The sequence below is a fragment of the Streptomyces sp. CB01201 genome (assembly GCF_002803085.1).
Classification (GTDB): Bacteria; Actinomycetota; Actinomycetes; order Streptomycetales; family Streptomycetaceae; genus Streptomyces; species Streptomyces hundungensis.
Map to the genome: position 1 here is coordinate 217,017 of NZ_NNBJ01000009.1, position 16,912 is coordinate 233,928.

At 69.3% G+C, this 16,912-nt stretch carries 13 protein-coding genes; 4 read left to right on the forward strand and 9 right to left on the reverse strand.

Annotated features, from left to right (window positions below; translation table 11 throughout):
- Positions 1-52 precede the first annotated feature (52 nt).
- Positions 53-1,408, reverse strand: a complete 1,356-nt coding sequence (locus CG740_RS20075; RefSeq protein ID WP_100576563.1) for a serine hydrolase domain-containing protein — start codon at positions 1,406-1,408, stop codon at positions 53-55.
- A 102-nt stretch (positions 1,409-1,510) separates the two neighbouring features.
- On the reverse strand, positions 1,511-2,722 hold the full coding sequence (locus CG740_RS20080; protein ID WP_100576564.1) for a cytochrome P450: 1,212 nt from the start codon (positions 2,720-2,722) through the stop codon (positions 1,511-1,513).
- A 1,873-nt stretch (positions 2,723-4,595) separates the two neighbouring features.
- Here CG740_RS20080 and CG740_RS20085 point away from each other — a divergent pair.
- Positions 4,596-5,324, forward strand: coding sequence for a hypothetical protein (locus tag CG740_RS20085; RefSeq protein WP_234376383.1), 729 nt, complete (start codon positions 4,596-4,598; stop codon positions 5,322-5,324).
- Positions 5,325-5,399: 75 nt separating this feature from the next.
- Here the strand turns inward: CG740_RS20085 and CG740_RS20090 are convergent, their stop codons facing one another.
- On the reverse strand, positions 5,400-6,659 hold the full coding sequence (locus tag CG740_RS20090) for a phospholipase D-like domain-containing protein (RefSeq protein WP_100576565.1): 1,260 nt from the start codon (positions 6,657-6,659) through the stop codon (positions 5,400-5,402).
- 459 nt (positions 6,660-7,118) lie between these two features.
- Here CG740_RS20090 and CG740_RS20095 point away from each other — a divergent pair, with 459 nt between their 5' ends.
- Positions 7,119-8,711: a beta-N-acetylhexosaminidase gene (locus CG740_RS20095; RefSeq protein WP_442802840.1), complete on the forward strand. Its 1,593-nt coding sequence runs from the start codon at positions 7,119-7,121 to the stop codon at positions 8,709-8,711.
- A gap of 97 nt (positions 8,712-8,808) precedes the next feature.
- On the opposite strand, the gene CG740_RS20100 is transcribed toward CG740_RS20095, so the two are convergent.
- On the reverse strand, positions 8,809-10,317 hold the full coding sequence (locus tag CG740_RS20100; RefSeq protein ID WP_100576567.1) for a cryptochrome/photolyase family protein: 1,509 nt from the start codon (positions 10,315-10,317) through the stop codon (positions 8,809-8,811).
- Positions 10,318-10,624: 307 nt separating this feature from the next.
- On the opposite strand from CG740_RS20100, the gene CG740_RS20105 reads away from it, so the two are divergent.
- The gene (locus CG740_RS20105) at positions 10,625-11,620 is read left to right on the forward strand and encodes an NAD(P)H-dependent flavin oxidoreductase (protein WP_100576568.1); all 996 of its coding nucleotides are present in this window, start codon (positions 10,625-10,627) and stop codon (positions 11,618-11,620) included.
- A 102-nt stretch (positions 11,621-11,722) separates the two neighbouring features.
- Here the strand turns inward: CG740_RS20105 and CG740_RS20110 are convergent, their stop codons facing one another.
- From CG740_RS20110 to CG740_RS20120, 3 genes are read right to left on the reverse strand one after another with little or no spacing between them, the layout of a single operon-like run.
- Positions 11,723-12,097, reverse strand: coding sequence for a hypothetical protein (locus tag CG740_RS20110; protein WP_100576569.1), 375 nt, complete (start codon positions 12,095-12,097; stop codon positions 11,723-11,725).
- Positions 12,094-13,050 carry a fatty acid desaturase family protein gene (locus CG740_RS20115; RefSeq protein WP_100576672.1) on the reverse strand — a complete coding sequence of 319 codons (957 nt, stop codon included), beginning with the start codon at positions 13,048-13,050 and terminating at the stop codon, positions 12,094-12,096. Before CG740_RS20115 ends, CG740_RS20110 begins: the two co-directional genes overlap by 4 nt.
- 48 nt (positions 13,051-13,098) lie before the next feature.
- A complete protein-coding gene (locus tag CG740_RS20120; RefSeq protein ID WP_234376384.1) occupies positions 13,099-14,055 on the reverse strand; it encodes an iron-containing redox enzyme family protein in 957 nt (318 codons plus the stop codon).
- A gap of 329 nt (positions 14,056-14,384) precedes the next feature.
- On the opposite strand from CG740_RS20120, the gene CG740_RS20125 reads away from it, so the two are divergent.
- Entirely contained in the window at positions 14,385-14,975 is a 591-nt protein-coding gene (locus CG740_RS20125; RefSeq protein ID WP_100576570.1) for a pyridoxamine 5'-phosphate oxidase family protein, read from the forward strand.
- A gap of 77 nt (positions 14,976-15,052) precedes the next feature.
- On the opposite strand, the gene CG740_RS20130 is transcribed toward CG740_RS20125, so the two are convergent.
- Both CG740_RS20130 and CG740_RS20135 read right to left on the reverse strand, forming a co-directional pair.
- Positions 15,053-16,057, reverse strand: a complete 1,005-nt coding sequence (locus CG740_RS20130) for a LysR family transcriptional regulator (protein ID WP_159030356.1) — start codon at positions 16,055-16,057, stop codon at positions 15,053-15,055.
- Between the two features lie 90 nt (positions 16,058-16,147).
- The gene (locus CG740_RS20135; RefSeq protein ID WP_234376385.1) at positions 16,148-16,798 is read right to left on the reverse strand and encodes a cyclase family protein; all 651 of its coding nucleotides are present in this window, start codon (positions 16,796-16,798) and stop codon (positions 16,148-16,150) included.
- Positions 16,799-16,912 lie beyond the last annotated feature (114 nt).

Consider the following 16,912-nt stretch of genomic DNA (forward strand, 5'->3'; position numbering starts at 1 on the left):
CAGGGGGAGTCGGCGGCGCTCCGCTCGGCGGCTGATGCCGGCCCGGCGTGATTCAGCCGTCGTCGGTGCGACGCGCCGTGCGTCCGGACACCTGGACGCGTTCGATCCGGCCGGTGGCGGGGTCGCGGTGGAAGCGTCCGCCGGGTTCGCGACGACCGGTGGCGGGGTCGACCAGGTCGTAGGACAGGTCGCCGTAGCAGACCAGCGGCAGTGCCAGGTCACCGTCTATCGACAGGACGGGGCAGCCGTCGGCACCGGCGCCGATGCGATAGTCGGCAGCACCGTTGCGGTACGTCCCCCAGCACTCGGGCAGCAGGACCGGGCGGCCCCGGTCGCCGGCGGGTGCGGGCCCGGCCGGCACGCGTACGTCGGTCAAGTCGCCCATCTCCGCGGCGAGTTCGCGCCACAGCGCGGTGGCTCCGCCCGCGTTGCCGGTGAACGCCACGACCACGCCGCTCGCGGGGTCGATCCGGAGGTGGCACGAGGTGCCCTGGGCATTGCCGTCGTGGCCGCACCACAGGTCGTCGCCCTGCCGGTACTGGGCGACCCCCAGGCCCCAGCCGTCGGCCAGGGCTCCGGGCCGGGCACCGCGCTCCGCGCGGAGCATGCCCTTGGCCACCGCGGGCGGCAGTACGTCACTGCGGCCGATCAGCGCGCCGCCGAGCGCGGCCAGATCGGCGGCGGAGGCCATCAGAGCCCCGGCCGGGGCCTCCAGCGAGGCCAGGTTCTGCTGTACGGGACGGATCCGCCCGGTGGCGGTGTTGACGGCGTGTCCGGCGGCCCAGGGACGACTGAGGGTGCTGTCGCCGATGAAGGCGGCGGATATCCCCAAGGGCTCAAGGAGCAGCACGCGAACGGCTTCGTGCCACGGCATGCCGGTGATCTCCTCGACCAGCAGCCCCGCGGCGACGTAACCGGCGTTGGAATAGGAGAAGTCGGTGCCGGGCGGGAACAGCGCCTGCTCGGACGTGCACAGCGAGGTGAGGTAGCGGGTGCCGCCGGTCGTCGATGCCGTGTCGGAATCGGGGCCGGTGGGCAACCCGCCGGTGTGGCTGAGGAGGTGACGTATCGTCACCTCCGGTAAGCCGCGCAGCGCGGGCAGGTGGTCGGCGACGGGCTCGTCCAGGTCGAGGTCGCCGTCGTCGACGAGCAGCAGCACCAGGGCGGCCGTGTAGGGCTTGGTGAGGGAGCCGAGAGCAACGGCCGTGTCCGGGGCGAACGGCGTACCGGTGGCCGCGTCGGCGATACCGGTGTGCACGGAGATCGTCTCCGTACCGGTGTCCAGGACCAGTTGAGCGCCTGGCACCCCGTGTGTCTCGGCGAGGGAGTCGAGCCTGTTCTGGAGGTCTTGGCGGAGGGGACGCGCCGCGCGGGGGGCGGCGGGGACGGAGGGGACGTAGTAGGGCATGAGAAAGGAGCTCCCCAGTGAGTTTCCTCGTGTACGGGTGGCTTCTCCGGCCGCGGCGAGCGGTGCCCCGGCCGGGGCGGTGCACGGAAGGACGGCCTTCGGCTAGGGCCTGCCGACCTCGACGGGCAGGTGGCGTACGCCGATGAGGACGGCCGGATTCTGGAGGACGATGTCGTCGTACGACGGGATCGCCAGATTGCGGAATCGTTCATTCATCATGTTCAGCGCGATCCTCGCCTCCAGCCGGGCCAGTGGGGCGCCGAAGCAGAAGTGGATGCCGTGCCCGAAGGTGAGGTGCGGGTTGGGACGTCGGTCCGCGAGGAACACGTCCGGCCGCTCGAAGCGCGCGGGGTCCCGGTTCGCGGCGCCCAGGTGGACCATCACCATGCTGTCGGCGGCCAGTTCGTGGCCGTCGAGGACCACGGGCCGGGTGACGCGGCGCCCCAGCTCGGGGAAGGGGGGCAGCCAGCGCAGCACCTCCTCGACCGCAGGGGGGATCAGGTCCGGATCCTTGCGCAGTGCGGCGGCCGCCTCGGGGTGGCGGTCGAGGGTGACGACCGCATTGCCGAGCAGGGCGGTGGTGGTGATGTGCCCCGCGACAAGGAGCAGGGCCACGAAGCCGACCATCTCCTGGTCGGTGAGCCGGACGCCGTCCACTTCGGCGGCGATGAGTCTGCTGGTCAGATCGTCGCCGGGGGCTGCCCGGCAGCCGCGTATGTGGTCGAGCATGTAACTGTTCATTTCCCGGACCGTGGGGGCGATGGCGGCCAGCGCCCGCTCCAGGTCGGCCATGTCGGGCGCCTCACCGAGCTGATCCCCTCCGAACAGGACGCTCGCCCAGTCCTGGAAGGTGCGGTGCTCCTCTGCCGGAATGCCGAGGAGTTCGGCGATGACGATGATGGGCAGCGGATACGCCAGGGTCTCGACGAGGTCGAAGCGGTCCTGGTCCACGACGGAGTTCAGCAGCCGGTCGCACACGGCCGCGATGCGCGGTTCAAGCCCCTGGACGACGCGAGGGGTGAAGGCCTGGCTCACCAATGCGCGCAGCTTGCGGTGCTCCGGCGGGTCCATGCCGACGAAGTTTCCCTGGGTGAAGGTCGCGAAGTCCTCCTGCGTGGGAGCGAGGGAGGAGAGATCCGAGGAGTAGGTGGCCGGATCGGCGAGCACGGCAGAGCTCGTCTCGTGATCCACGACCTGCCACACACCCTGCCGCTCGTCGCGCCGGATCGGGCCGGCCGCACACAGGTCACGCCAGCGACCGGGTAACTCATCCAGCAGAAAGGCATCGCTCGTCTTCTGGTCGGTGGACACCATGACTCCTCGGCTAACGGCACGCGGACACGGCCCTGCCGCATACGCACGCGACAGGGAAAGTGGACAGAGCGGTTCGGTGTGTGGCTTGGACGATGGAGCGCAGACCGTCGGCGTGACGGGCCCCGCCTGAGCCGGTGGCCCGCACCGACGGCGAACGACCCGCCTGACACACGCCGATGAAGCGCGTCAGGGGCGCGGAGATCCCGTGCAGATCTCCCGACCGGACGTCAACACTCCCGGAGCGACGAGTCGAAGTCTCCCTGACTCCTGCGGAGCGCATGTGGCGCGGCAACTCCACCCGGCATGACATATCCCCCTCGGCGATGCCAACGCGTGACGGTCACGCGGGCGTCCCACCAGTGATCGACCAGACAGTAGAAATCATCCCCGAAGCGTGACCGTACCTATTTACGCCTCGGTAAGGATCAGGATTGGCAAAATCAAAGCATCCTGCACAGCTGCGCTCCATCCAAACTCGGCCACAGTCTCCACACAAGGCTCATTCTGACGCAACCCTTGTCTTTTGACGCAAACTTTGACGCTACCCCCCACGTCCCCAGCAGGACGCATTGACGTGATGTCACGGTGTTCACAAGCCCATGACTGGACTGCTGGTGCGCGAGTTCCCCGCCACTTCAGTGACAAACAAGTCCACCGCACAGGAAGTTTCCGGACAACCCATCTCGGCCGATTTCATCGGGCCGGCGCAGCGGGGTGACCAAGGAGTAACCCAGGCACGAACTGCCTGGTCGTCCAGAACCGAAAGAAACTGTTCGAACGAATCCAAAGGCTGAAAATGAACTGTGCCGGCTTCCGCAGGCCCAAACCGGCCGGGGTTCTCGACAGATGAGCCGAAGTGGCTTGATCCGGTTGCCGGGTTGAGCCCGACACGGCTCAACCGGCTTGTCGCGCTGACGTGGCGGTCACATCCAGCCAGGCCGGGAGCGGCGATTCCGGCTGGAGCAACGGCCTGAGCTGCGGCAGGCCCCCCGATGCCGAGTGGCCGCTCTGGACGCATACCGAACTATCCGACACGAAACCTGATGATCCGTCCAACCAGTCGCAAGCACGACAGAAAAGGTCATATCGCAGGAAGCGAGACGTCGCCGATGCAAGATCGCCGCATGCCCCTCCCCGCGACCGAGAACTCCGCGAGACTCGGCGGCCAATAGCGGCACATGCCGAATCTCAACGCCTTTGGCATATGCCGCACTTCATTACGGAGAAGTACAGATGGACATCACAGCAAAGTCCTGGCGAACACGGATGGCCCCGAAAGTAAGCCACCGACACTTATCCGGCCAACTATCGATGACGGCCCCAGCCGCTCCGTCCAATCCTTCACGCGGTCGACATTTGACGTTTGCCATGCTGAGCACGTTCATCCGTGCCTGCCTGGGCACTTGAACGAGTACGCCGAGTTCTGGCCATGATCGAGCCGAAAACAACAGCCGCTGTCGCCGGGACGGCAGCGCCTACCGAACGGGCCACTTGCCGCGCCGAATACACGCACCTGTGCCGGCCCGCCATCGGCCGGGGAGACGGCTACTCCGCGCATGGGGGCCGATCCACTTCCTCCTCGCTGATCACCACTAACTGGAGGCCGTCGCCGCGGTTCGGGCGGTGCGGCTCCTCTCGCTGCTGAGCTCGGGCGGGAGCCTGTCCCGAGTCGAAGATGCCGCCGGTCGCCGAAGTACCGGCGGCCCGTCCCGGTCAGTTCCGCGACCACACGCGGTGCTGGGCAGCGGCGACCTTGAGGAGCGGTTCGACACCGTCCCAGCCGCGGTGCCGACAGCGTGGGACGAGGCCGGCCGGCAATCCGACGGAGAGGCTCCGCCCGCGCGCCCGCCACCTCGTTCTCGACTATGCGGCCATGCCCGCCCAGGTTGCCGACCTGGTTCTGCCCAGCGGCGCGTCGATGTACGTCATGAGCGCGTTGGAAACCTCCCGCGAGCTCGTCCGGCACTCCTACTACCGGTACGAGTTCGCCACCGTCGCCGTCACGCATTCCCTGTTCGCCCTGGAGCACGTCCTCGCTGAGCGTCTGGCCACGAACGAGCCGCTCCCCGTCCTCATCGAGCGGGCCACCGACGCCGGGCTCATCACGGCCGAGCTTGCCATCGAACTCGACCGCAGCCGACTGCTGCGCGACAAGCTCACGCAGGGCGCCGAGTCAAGTGCCGCCCTCCGCCCGATCCGAGCCATCGCCATGCTGCGTGCCGTCTTCGATGCCGTATCCCTGCTCCTTCGCCCGCCGGCCGCGGCCGGGGCGACAGCCGCCGACCTGGGCGGATCCCAGCTCGAAGACGGGCTCGCCCGTCTGTGGGAGGACCACCTGCGCGCGTTGTTCCCCGACGGCTTCCGCGGCGTGGACTTCGACGGCGTGGATCTGGTCCTTCTGGACGCCGAGGTCGCCGGCTTCGTGCAGAGGGAATTGAAGGGAGGGCTCGACGGCACTGACATCGCCGGACTCTGGGGCTGCATCGCCGATCTCGACAAGATCGTTCCTCTGATCAACGAGGAGTACTGCGCCTCCTACTTTGCGCATCTTCGGACGATGGCCCACGTTGCGGCAGCGCCCTACGTCGCCAACGCGACGTAGACATGCTGCGCCGCCCGCACGGCCGCCACAACGACGTGACGACGCGACGACGCGACGACGCGACGACGCGACGAACTACAGGAATCGGCGGATCGGTGCGACGGCGGCCTCTTTGGCCCGCTGGAGCGTGGAGCGCCGCTTCCACCGTCCGCGCGTGATGAGTTCGCTGTGTTCCAGGTCCTCCGTGAAGTGACTGTCCAGCTTCGCCGTGAACGCCTGGTCCAGCACGGCGAGCATGACCTCTTCGTCGTGGTCGAGGGAGCGGCGGTTGAAGTTCGTCGAACCGACCAGTGCCATGGTCCTGTCGACTGTGACGACCTTGGTGTGCAGCATCGTCGGCTGGTACTGGAAGATCTTGACTCCGCAGGCGGTCAGGTCTTCGTAGTAGCGCTGCCCCGCCAGTTGGCAGACCCGCTTGTCGGTGTAGGGCCCCGGCAGCAGGATCTCGACCTCGACTCCGCGGCGGGCGGCGGCGCACAGCAGCTCGATGAAGTACGCGTCGGGCGCGAAGTAGGCCGTGGCCAGCCGGATCCGTTCCTCCGCCGATTCGATCACTACGCGGAACAGGGTCTGCATGTCCTGCCAGCCGAAGCTGGCGGATCCGCGCACCACCTGCACGACAGCGTCGCCTTCGGGGTCATGGGCGGCGAACCGGTCGCGGTCGTCGAAGAGTTCCTCGTGGCACTCGGCCCAGTTCTGCGCGAACGCGGCAGCCAGTCCATCCACGGCGGGGCCACGGACCTGGACATGGGTGTCGCGCCATTCACCAGGGTTGCGGGCATCGCCGCACCACTCCTCGGCGATGCCGACACCACCGGTGAACGCCGTCTGCTCGTCGACGACCAGGACTTTGCGGTGACAACGGTGGTTCTGCTTCAAGGGCGACAGATAGAGGGGCTTGCGAAACCACGCCACCCGCACGCCGGCGCGCTCCATCAAGTCCAGCTGCTCCTTCTCGATGAGCCGGCTCCCGAACCCGTCCAAAAGGAGCCGCACCCGCACTCCGTGCCGTGCCCGGTCGGCGAGGGCATCCGCGAACCGCTGCGCGATGTCGCCCTTCCAGTACACGAACGTCATCATGTCGACCGTGTGCCTGGCGGAGCCGATCGCGTCCAGCATGGCGGCGAAGATCTCGTCACCGTTGCGCAGCGGCACCAAGGAGTTGCCCTCGGTCGCCGCGATGCCTATCAGTCTCTCCAGTCTGCGTCTCGTGCGCCGGGCCCGTTCCTCAAGAACCGGGCTCGACTCCGCGACTGCGGTGTCCGCGGGGCTCGGTGGCCGGACAGGCTCGGTTGCCTCTGCGGGCGTTGCGGGAGCACTGTGCGCGTGCGTCATGGTCGGACCCTTCCAAACGGTGGCCAAGAGGACGAACCGGGCCGACCGTGGCCGGGATCGCCAGACAGCTGACTGTATGGACCTGTGCGGCGCACCGATCCAGCGGGGCGGTCAACCCTCCGCTTCGGGAAGCCGATGTGCCGGAAAGGGGCGGATGCGCCGTCGGCCATCGGTCTGCCTGCGCGCCCGTCGGCGTCCCGGATGCCACCCGCGGCGGCACCTCCGGCATGGTCGACGTGTTCCGGGTGGCTTCCGCTCGGCGCGTCCCCGGCAGGCGCGCAGAGGCCACCGGCCGTGGCCACCAGCCCTACGCCCCCGGCCCTACGCCCCCGGCCGTACGCCACCGTGCGGCACCCCGCCCCGGTCGCGGTCTCCCGGCCCGCGTGCCAGCGTGGTAGGGCGAATGAAGCGGAGCGGAGGACCATGTCCGTACACAGGAATGACCACCGTTGCACCGTGATGACGATCGCCGTCGCGGCGCTTTTCGTCGCCGGTTCCGGGACAGCCTCCGCGGTGGTGCCGATGGCACCCGAACGGCCCGCGGCGGCGACGGCCACCGGTCCGCCGAACGTGGTGCCCGCCGTCCGCGCGTTCAAGGCCGCTTCCGGTCCTGGCTGGCGCCCGCAACCCGGGTCGCGTGTGGTGATCGACGCGAAGAGTCCCGGCCTGGCGGACGAGGGCGAGCTCCTGGCCCGGGAGCTGGGGCTGGCGTACGGGAAGACCGCCGCTCCCGCGTCCGGGGACATACGCCTGGCCCTGTCCGGGTCCGGCTCGGGCCCGGCGGAGTCGTACGGGATCACGGTGAGTGGTGGCCGGGTGGATGTCACCGGCCCGGACGAAGCGGGCGTCTTCTACGGCACCCGTACCGTCAAGCAGGCCGTGCGCACCACGGGAGCGCTGGCCGAGGGCACCGTCACGGACGGCCCGGCCAAGCCTCAGCGGGGCCTGAACCTCGACATCGCCCGCAAGTACTTCACCCCGGGGTGGATCGAGGCACGGCTGCGCGCGATGGCCGACCTCAAGTTGAACCAGCTGGTCCTGCACATATCCGACGACCAGGGTTTCGGCATCGAGATCAAGGATCCGCGGTATGCGAAGAGCGTGTCGACGACCCGCCTGAGCCAGGCGCAACTGGCCGGGATCGTCAAGCTGGCCGGGTCCCTCCACATCACGGTGGTGCCCGAGATCGATTCCCCCGGACATCTTGGAGCGGTGCTCAAGTCCTTCCCCGATCTGCGGCTGAAGGACGTGAACGGCCGGATCGTGCAAGGTGCGATCGACATCTCCCAAGCCGGTGCCGGCCCGGTGGTCGACGCGTTGTACAAGGAGTTCCTGCCGCTGTTCCCCGGTGGTGCCTGGCATCTGGGCGGCGACGAGTACCAGGCCCTGACCTGGCGCAATCCGGAGGCATCGTTCCCGAACCTCGCGGCTGCGGCCCACAGACTGTACGGGCCGGGTGGCACGGTCAAGGACCTCGCCACCCGCTGGCTCGACGACAGGGCACGGGCGCTGGCCCCTTCCAAGAAGCAGCTCAAGGCGTGGAACGACGGCTTCTACACCGGTGGCATCGCCAAGGCCGACTCGGCCATCGAGGCCGAGTACTGGACCGGTAAGGAGATCGGTGCGCGGCTGCCCGAGGGGTATCTCGCCGAGGGACGCAAGGTGGTCAACCTCAACGACGCCTACCTCTACTACGTATTGGGCCAGCCCAACACGTTCACGTATCCGACCGGTCAGGCGATCTACGAGGAATGGACCCCCGCGGTGCTGCGCGGCAGCCGGCCGGTCCCCGACGCCGCCCGCTACCAGGACTCCATCCTGGGCGGCCGTCTGGCCATCTGGTGCGACAGACCGGAGGCGCAGACCGAGGGGCAGGTGGCGACCGGGATCCGGATGCCGCTGGCGGCTCTGTCGCAGAAGGTGTGGAACGCCGGGCAGCCCACCCGCTCCTGGAGCGCCTTTCAAGAGCTCGTGGCTCGGGCCGACCCGGGCGGCGGCCCCGCTCGGGCCGGCGCGACCTCTCCTGCCGGCGGCGCTCCCGCAGCGGCCTGAGCGGACAAGCAAGAGAGCGGCCTGAGCGGACGGGCACCAGGCGGAACCCGGCACGTGTCCGCCGGGTCGCGCCGATAGGCTTCCCGCCCGGCGTCGCTCAGTCCTCGCGCGCGGCTTCCTGCGCCAGCAACTCGTCGAGGTCGCGGAGCCGGTCGAGGCCCCGCACGGCCTGCACCATGCGGGCGTTGTGCTCGAACCGCTCCCGGTGGCGGTGCAGGAGGTTCCAGTATCCCGATGTGAACGGGCAGGCATCTTCGCCCACGCGCACGGACGGCTTGTACCGGCAAGCGCCGCAGAAGTCGCTCATGCGGTCGATGTAGGCGCCCCCGGACGTGTAGGGCTTGGTGGTCATGCGTCCGCCGTCCGCGTACTGCGACATCCCGACCACGTTCGGCACCATCACCCAGTCGTAGCCGTCGACGAAGCTCCGGTGGAACCAGTCGGTCACGGCCCGGGGCTCCCAACCCCGCTGGAGCGCGAAGCTGCCCAGGATCATCAGACGCGGGATGTGATGCGTCCAGCCGGTCTCCCTGACCTGTTCCAGCACGTGGGAGAGGCAGTTGGCGTCGGTGCCCTCCGAGGACAGCTCCGTGAACCAGTCGGGGAGCTGCCGGTGGTGCCGCAGGGCGTTCCTGCCGCGGTACTCGTCACCGAAGTGCCAGTACAGCTGCCAGACGAACTCGCGCCAGCCGGCGATCTGCCGCACGAACCCCTCGGCGCTGTTGAGCGGGACATCGCCCGACCGCCAGCGCGTCTCGGCCAGTTCGACGCATTCGGCCGGGTCCAGGAGTCCGAGGTTGAGCGAGGACGACAGCAGGCTGTGGCTCATCGTGGCGTCCCCTGCCAGGATCGCGTCCTCGTACGCGCCGAAGGTGGCGAGTCGATGCTCGGCGAACCGGTGCAGCGCGGCAAGGGCCTCACGGCGTGTGGCGGGGAACACGCGCGGTGCGTCCTCGCCGACGAACCGGACGTCGCCGTCCCGCGACCAGCGGTCCAGATCGGCGCGCACCTCCTCGTCGATGTCGCTCTCCCTCGGCCGGTAGGGCGCGGGAACGCCGAGCGCGGTGGCGCCGCGCGGCGGCGGCTGACGGTTGTCGTGGTCCAGGTTCCATCGGCCGCCGGCCGGGTGGTCGCCCTCCATCAGCAGGTCGTGCCCCTGGCGGACCCATCGGTAGAAGTCCTCCTGGCGCAGCTGTTTGGTGCCGCGGCCCTCCGCCCACGACCTGAACGCGTCGTGCGTGACGAGGAATCCGCGGGCCGGCAGGACGCGCACGGACGGCAGGGATCGGACGAATTCGAGTGCCGCGTGCGAAGTGGGGTGATGCACCGTCACGGGCCCCTCCCCCACCGCTTCCAGCCCCTCCCGGTACGAGTCCGCCTTGATGTACCGCACCCGGTCGCCCAGCTCGGCGGCCCGGTGGCGCATCGCCGAAAGGATCAGGTGTGCCTTCGCGCGGTGGAACCGCCGACGCCGGAACACATTGCGCGCCTCGATCATCAGCACCGGCGTGTCCCGGCGCGGCCCGCCGCGGGCCGGATCGAGGAAGTGCGGCCCGAGCTGATCACCGAACAGCCAGTGGGCCTCTGCGGGTTCTTCGGATGCCATGCCACTCCGTCCGTCGCCGGCCACGCCCTCCTGTCTCGGGCGCGGCCGCCCGCTGCCGATCCAACTGCACGGGGACGCCGTCGGCACGCACGCCACACGGGTCGGACGCGCGGACCGACCACGCGCCGCACGGTCCTGGACCGGCCATCGGGGAAGCCGGGCCCACACCGCGTGCCCTCGGTGTGACTTCGCACAAGGGGACGGCGCGAGCCTCCGTGGTAGGGCGTGTGGCCGATTCCGTCCGGTGCGGATGACCCGGTTGCTCGATTCCGCCCGGCGCCGGCGTGCGCGAGGAATCATGGGGGCCATGGTCTTGTCGACGGATTTCACCGAGATGCTGGGCGTGCGACATCCGATCGCGCTGGCGCCGATGGCAGGTGCGGCCGGAGGCGCGCTGGCGGTCGCCGTGTCCCGCGCGGGCGGGCTCGGCCTCGTGGGTGGCGGATACGGTGAACCGGATTGGCTGGAGCGGGAGTTGTCGGTGGTGGCCCGGGGAACCGATCGGCCCTGGGGCGTCGGCTTTCTGACCTGGGCGATCGATGTCCGCGCGGTGGAGCGCGCGTTGGCGTTCCGTCCGGCGGCGGTGATGTTCTCCTTCGGGGACCCGGCCCCCTTCGTCGACCGCGTCCGCGAGGCGGGCTCGGCCGTACTCGTCCAGGTCACCGACCTGGAGGAGGCCCGGCGGGCCGTGGACCTGGGAGCCGACGCCATCGTGGCGCAGGGCACCGAAAGCGGCGGGCACGGTGCCCGTCGCGGACGCTCCACCTTCCCGTTCGTCCCCCTGGTCGCGGACCTCGCGGCTCCGGTGCCCGTCCTGGCCGCCGGCGGGATCGCCGACGGGCGGGGGGTCGCCGCGGCGCTGGCCCTGGGCGCCGCGGGTGCGCTCATCGGCACCCGCTTCCAGGCCACCGCCGAGGCGTCGGTCGGCAGCTCGGTCCACGAGGCACTCCTTGGTGGGCGTGGACAGGACACCGAACGCAATGGTGTGCTGGACATCGCCCGCGGATCGAGCTGGCCCGTCGAGCGCTACACGGCTCGTACGCTCGGACACCCCTACCTGGATCAATGGCGCGGCAGGGAGGCCGAGTTGGCCGGAGACGCAAGCGCGCCCCTGAAGTACCGGGACGATGTGGCACATGGGGTGATTCCGCCCGAGCCGGTCTGGGCGGGCGAGGCGGTGGACCTGATCACGGATCTGCCCTCGGCCGCCGAACTCGTCGCCACGCTGGCCGCCGAGGCCGAGGACGCACTGACACGAGCCGGGCGGAGCCGGCCCGAGGACGGCTCACACGCCTCCGGCTGACGTGGCCCGTGCTGCTGCCCGTCCCGCACGGCCCGGGACACAGCACAGGGAGGGGGCGGCAGCACCTCGCGAGGTGCTGCCGCCCCCTCCGGGATTCTTCGTTCAGGCCGCCTCCGTCCAGCGCGCATCGGCGAGGGCCGCGGTGAACGACGCTCGGCTGCGGGTCAGTTCCGCGACCAGGGCGCGGCCCACCTCCGCGGAGCCCGGGAGGGCGGCGACGTCGACCTCCCAGCTCGACCACCAGGTGCCCCCGGCAGGCCTGTTCTCGCGGAAGACCGCCTGCATGCGCAGCCGGGTCGTGGTGGCGGTCGGCCGGGTCAGCCGGATGAGGAACTCCGCCTCCGGGACGTCGATCCTGATGGTCTCCCCCACGCAGGACATCCCGCGGGCGTCCGGAACCGCTTCGCCGCACAGGCGGTTCGCGTGCCGGATGGCACTGCCGCTCACCACGACCGGGCGGCGCCCCGCCGCACTCACCGGGTGCTCCGTCCCGGCTGCCGGACCGAGGCGGCGCGGTTGCGCCATGCGGTGCGGGCGGCCTTGCGGTAGAACGCGGCGTAGCTGCGCTCGATGTGCACCGCGTGCCGTTCGGCCTCCGGGTGTCGCTCGCGCAGCCGGTTGATCGGGACGACCATCGCGGCATGGTGCTCGATGTGCAGATTGTTCCCGTTGGTGAACCAGGTAGTCATCCAACTCCCGCTGATGGAGCGGGTGTTGCGCAATACGTCGGTGGTCTCGGTCTCACACAGGAGGTGTTCGGGAAGTTCCACGAGGAAGTGCAGGGGTACGGCGACCAGGAGCGGCAGCAGCCACAGCCGTAGCAGGGTCTCACCATGTCCGAGCGCGACGGCGGTTGCGGCGGCCACCATGATCAGGCCGAACAGACGGTATTCGTTGACGACCTCGCGCCGCCTGCGCTCGGCGATCTGCCCGGCGTCGTAGGTCCAGGTTCCGGTGCAGCTCGCGACTACGTCGCGTAGCACGACGAACAGGCGTGCGTAGTCGAACAGGCCGCGCAGCAGCAGGCCGGGGGTGATGGGTTTGCGGCTGTCGAATCCGAAGAACTCGGAGTCCTGCGGAGTCCCCAGGAACCGGTGGTGCTGGAGGTGGCGCACTCGGTAGTGGCTGTAGGAGACGAGCAGGGGCAGGCCCAGGGGGACGCCGGCGAGGCGGTGGGGGCGGGCGGTGCGGAAGGCGGAGTGGTGCAGGCACTGGTGCTGGAGTTCCACCATGTGCGTGTAGACGGCGCCCAGGATCAGGACGCCGGCCGCGATGAGGACCGGGCTGGGCCTCAGGGCGAGGTAACCACCGCCTACGGCCAGGGCGATGGCAAGGATCAGTTTGAAGGTGAAGACGGTCTGGTCCCAGGCCAGGACCCGGCTTTTGCGAAAGAGTTCCTGCGGGGGTCGGGGGGAGGCCGTGACGGCCATCGTGATTCCTTCCTCGGTGAGGCGGTTCGTCTCGACGGGCGGCACGGATCAGTGCGGCAGCCGCAGCATGGCCTCCCAGATGCGGCGGTAGTAGGCGTTGGCGACCCGGACCCGGGTGGCGACGCCCAGGGAGATCTCGCGCAGGAGTTCCGGGGACTCGTCGACCAGCGGAACGAAGACACCTTCGAACCACTCGGCTCCGTGGTCCGCGTCGACGTGGACGTGGATGCGCTGGTAGTCGATGACATCGGCCGGCACATCGAGGCGGTTGCAGCCGTCGACCATGGCCTGGAACCGCGGGGACGCGCTCTGTTCGAGCACGCCCATGGCGCCGAGGGCGCGCGGGTTGAGGTGGCGGTGGATGCCGTACATGAGGAGCAGGCACGCGTTCTCGAAGGCTTCGGGGCAGAAGAGCGCCTCCTGGCCGATGCCGGCGTCGGCGAGCCGGGCCCGCATGTAGACGGCGGAGTGCTCGAACATCCGGGTGTGGACCTGATCGATGTCGCCTTCACCCATCTCGTCCCAGTAGTTCTCGGCGATGGTGAGTTTGGTGTGTCCCTGGGTACCGATCTGGACCATCGCCATGAGGTCGTCGAATTTGCTGTCGACGAGCTCCTCGCCCATGAAGAACAGCGCCATCTGTTCGAGGGTCGCCTCGCTGGCGAGGTAGTCGCAGAATTCCGGCTGGGTGTGCCGGTCCGCGACGTCGAGGAACCAGGTCCGGAACTCGGCTCCGCTGGAGGGGAGTTGTAAGGGGTCGACCTGGCTGTCCTCCCAGGCGAGCCAGGCCTCCTCGATGGCGGTGATGGCGGGGTCGGTGTTGAGCCGGGGTATGCGCGCGAAGTCGGCGGGGCCGGCCATGTAGTCGACGTAGTGGCGGTGCAGGCGGCTCAGCAGCGTTTCGCGCGCCGCCGCGTCGGGGGTTTCCCGGGTGCGGGGGAATGCGCGGGAAATGCTGTCGGACCAGCTGTCGACGGGTACGGCGGTAACGGCGGTTGCGGTCACGGATATTGCCTTTCCATCGAAGGACGATCGGTTCCCGGTCACGTTTGCGGCTTCGTACAAGAGTGTTCCGCCGGCGAACGCAAGATCCCGCACACTTCAGAAGGTCGAAACAGTCAGATTCCAACGCAATGCATCATCCGTGGGACGGAAGTGGCGACCGGGCGCGGGGGATCTGCGCGAATGGGACGCATCCACCGGGCCGGCCCGCACTTGGAAGATCCCACTCCGCCGAAAATAGAACGTTCACCAACCACGCACAGTTGTTGTGAGCGGCTCACCAGGGGCAAGACGGTGCCTACGACGTCGGCTATCAGGGACGGGACGACCTCATGCCCGAGCGAGTTTTCTACAATCAGGGAGCACGACGTGTTCAGGACGCACTGGAAACCCGGCCGCTGGCCGACCACATAGCGGGCAAGTACGTCACCGAGGAACTCGACGAATCGGCCGCCGGCATGGTGTCCGCTGCCCCGTGCTTCTACCTCGCGACCGCGGACGCGGAGGGATTCCCCGACTGCTCGTACAAGGGCGGGCTACCCGGTTTCGTCCACGTCGTGGCGCCGGGCCTCCTGCGTTTTCCCAGCTACGACGGGAACGGAATGTTCCGCAGCCTGGGCAACATCGTGGAGAATCCCCGGATCGGCATGCTGTTCATCGACTACGGCAAACCCATCAAACTCCGCGTGAACGGTATCGCGCACATCTCCACGGAGGCCGCGCTGCTCGACGCGTTCCCCGACGCGGACGCCGTGGTGGAGGTCGCAGTGCGGCAGGTCTTCGAGAACTGTCCGCGATATCTGCACGACATGCGGTGCGAGCGCTACTCGGACTACGTGCCACGGCCCCACCGGACCCCACCGGACCCGCAGTGGAAACTCAAGCCCGAGTACGACGAGCTGGTGCGGCGCAAGAACGGCTGACCCCGGGCGTCCCGGGCCGGAGGGGGGTCCGGGGCGCGGGCCGCCGCCCGCCGGTCACGTCCGGCCGTGACGCCGTCTCAACTGCCGTGCAAAGCACCCGACATGCGGGCACAGGTCCGCTTGAACCGTTGCTCCAGAACGATGAACCAGCTCGATACGGCGGCCGCCTCATCGGCGACCAGGACGACGGTGCGGGAGGGCGCCGGGATGCCCGCGCCGTCCACCGAGCGGCTGAGCCCCTCGCGGCGGACCAGCGCGGATGCCGGTACATAGGTCACCGCGCTCAGGGCGAGTGCCATGTCCTGGGACAGGTTCCAGTCGTCCGTCCGCCCCACCGGGCGCACCAGCACGCCGTGCCGGGCCAGGTGGGCACTGATCAGCCGGTCGCAGTCCGAACCGACCCGCGGCAGCACCCAGGGGAATCCCGAGAGCGCCTCCGGGCCGCATCGGATGGCCATCGACACCAGGCCCGGCGGGCCCACCAGCACGAACGGCTCGTGGCGCAGCGGAACGGTGTGCAGTCCGTCGAGCTCGGCCACCGGGAGGCCGTCCGTCTCCTTCACCGACACCGCGGCCTGGAGGATCCCGGCCTTCACCAGATCCCGGCCCTCGCACGGTGCTGTCTCGAACAGCTGGAGGTGAAAGGGGAGTTGGTCCTCACCGCGCAGCGCCGGAAGCACACAGGTACCCATCGCGGAGGGGAAGGCGCCGAGGGCGATGGTCGGTCTGCGCTGCGGCTGGGTGGACGGAGTCTGGTGTCGGGCGACCGAGGTCTGCCACAAGTCGGCTATGCGGGCGGCGACTTCAGCGATGATCGAGCCTTCGTCGGTCAGCCGGATGCCCCGGCCCTCCGGCTCCACCAAGGCGAATCCGCACTCCGAGCTCAGCGACTTGATCTGCTGGGACACCGCGGAGGGTGAGAGGTGCAGTGCTTTGGCCGCGGCGTGGATGCCACCGTGGCTGCGCACCGTGTGCAGGGTTCGCAACTGCTGAAGGTTGGCCATTGCTCCGCTCTCGTAGAGGATCGAGCAGGGTGCGACGGTCGTGCCCGGCGGGTCCGCGTCGCCGGGACAACCGTCCACGCGGCCCGGCGGGTGTGTGCCGGGCGCCGCGCGCGGGTGCCTCGTGGCACCCGATGTCGCTCTGATCCTCGGAACGGTGCGGAGCGTGGATCACGCCCCTCGGTCGGTCTGCAGGAAGGCGCGGACCGGGAACGTGCCCAGGCCGGCGAACTTCACGGGTACCGCGGTGAACCAACCGTCCCGCGCGGGCACGCCGGAGAGGTTGGTCAGGTGCTCGACCAGGGGAATGCCGGCGCCGAGCAGTCGGGTGTGCGCGGGGCGCTCGCGGCCCGTGGTGTCGTCGATGTTGGTGGAGTCGATGCCCACCACGGCCGGTTCCGCCTCGGCCAGCAGCGCGGCCGAGGCGGCGGACAGATGCGGGTGACGTCCGCTGCCGTACGTGTCGGTGCCCCAGTGGCGGGACCAGCCGGTCCTGATGAGCACCGCGCGGCCGGTCAGCTCCGCTCCCGCGAAGGTCTCCGGCGGGATCTCGCGCCGGTCGGTGTCGACGACCGTCACCGGCACATGGGCGACGCGGGCCAGGTCCAGGGCCGCGAGGTCGTAGCCATCTGCGTAGCGGTGATGGGGCACATCGATGTAGGTACCGGTCTGCCCCATCATGCAGACCATGCCCAGGTGGAACTCGGTGCCCGGTGCGTAACTCGCACGGGACTGCTCCCGTGAGATGTGGTCGGTGAGCACCGGCTGGGGCAGTCCGGGGTAGGCGGTCGCGCCCGGCACTATCTCGTGGCTCAGGTCCACGAACACCCCACTGGAGCCAGGGTGGCGCGAAGCCGTCCGCGTGCGGGGTGAAGAGGAGCTGTTCACCATGAAGGCTGCCTTTCCCGTCCATCGAATGTAAGGATCACTGCGCCG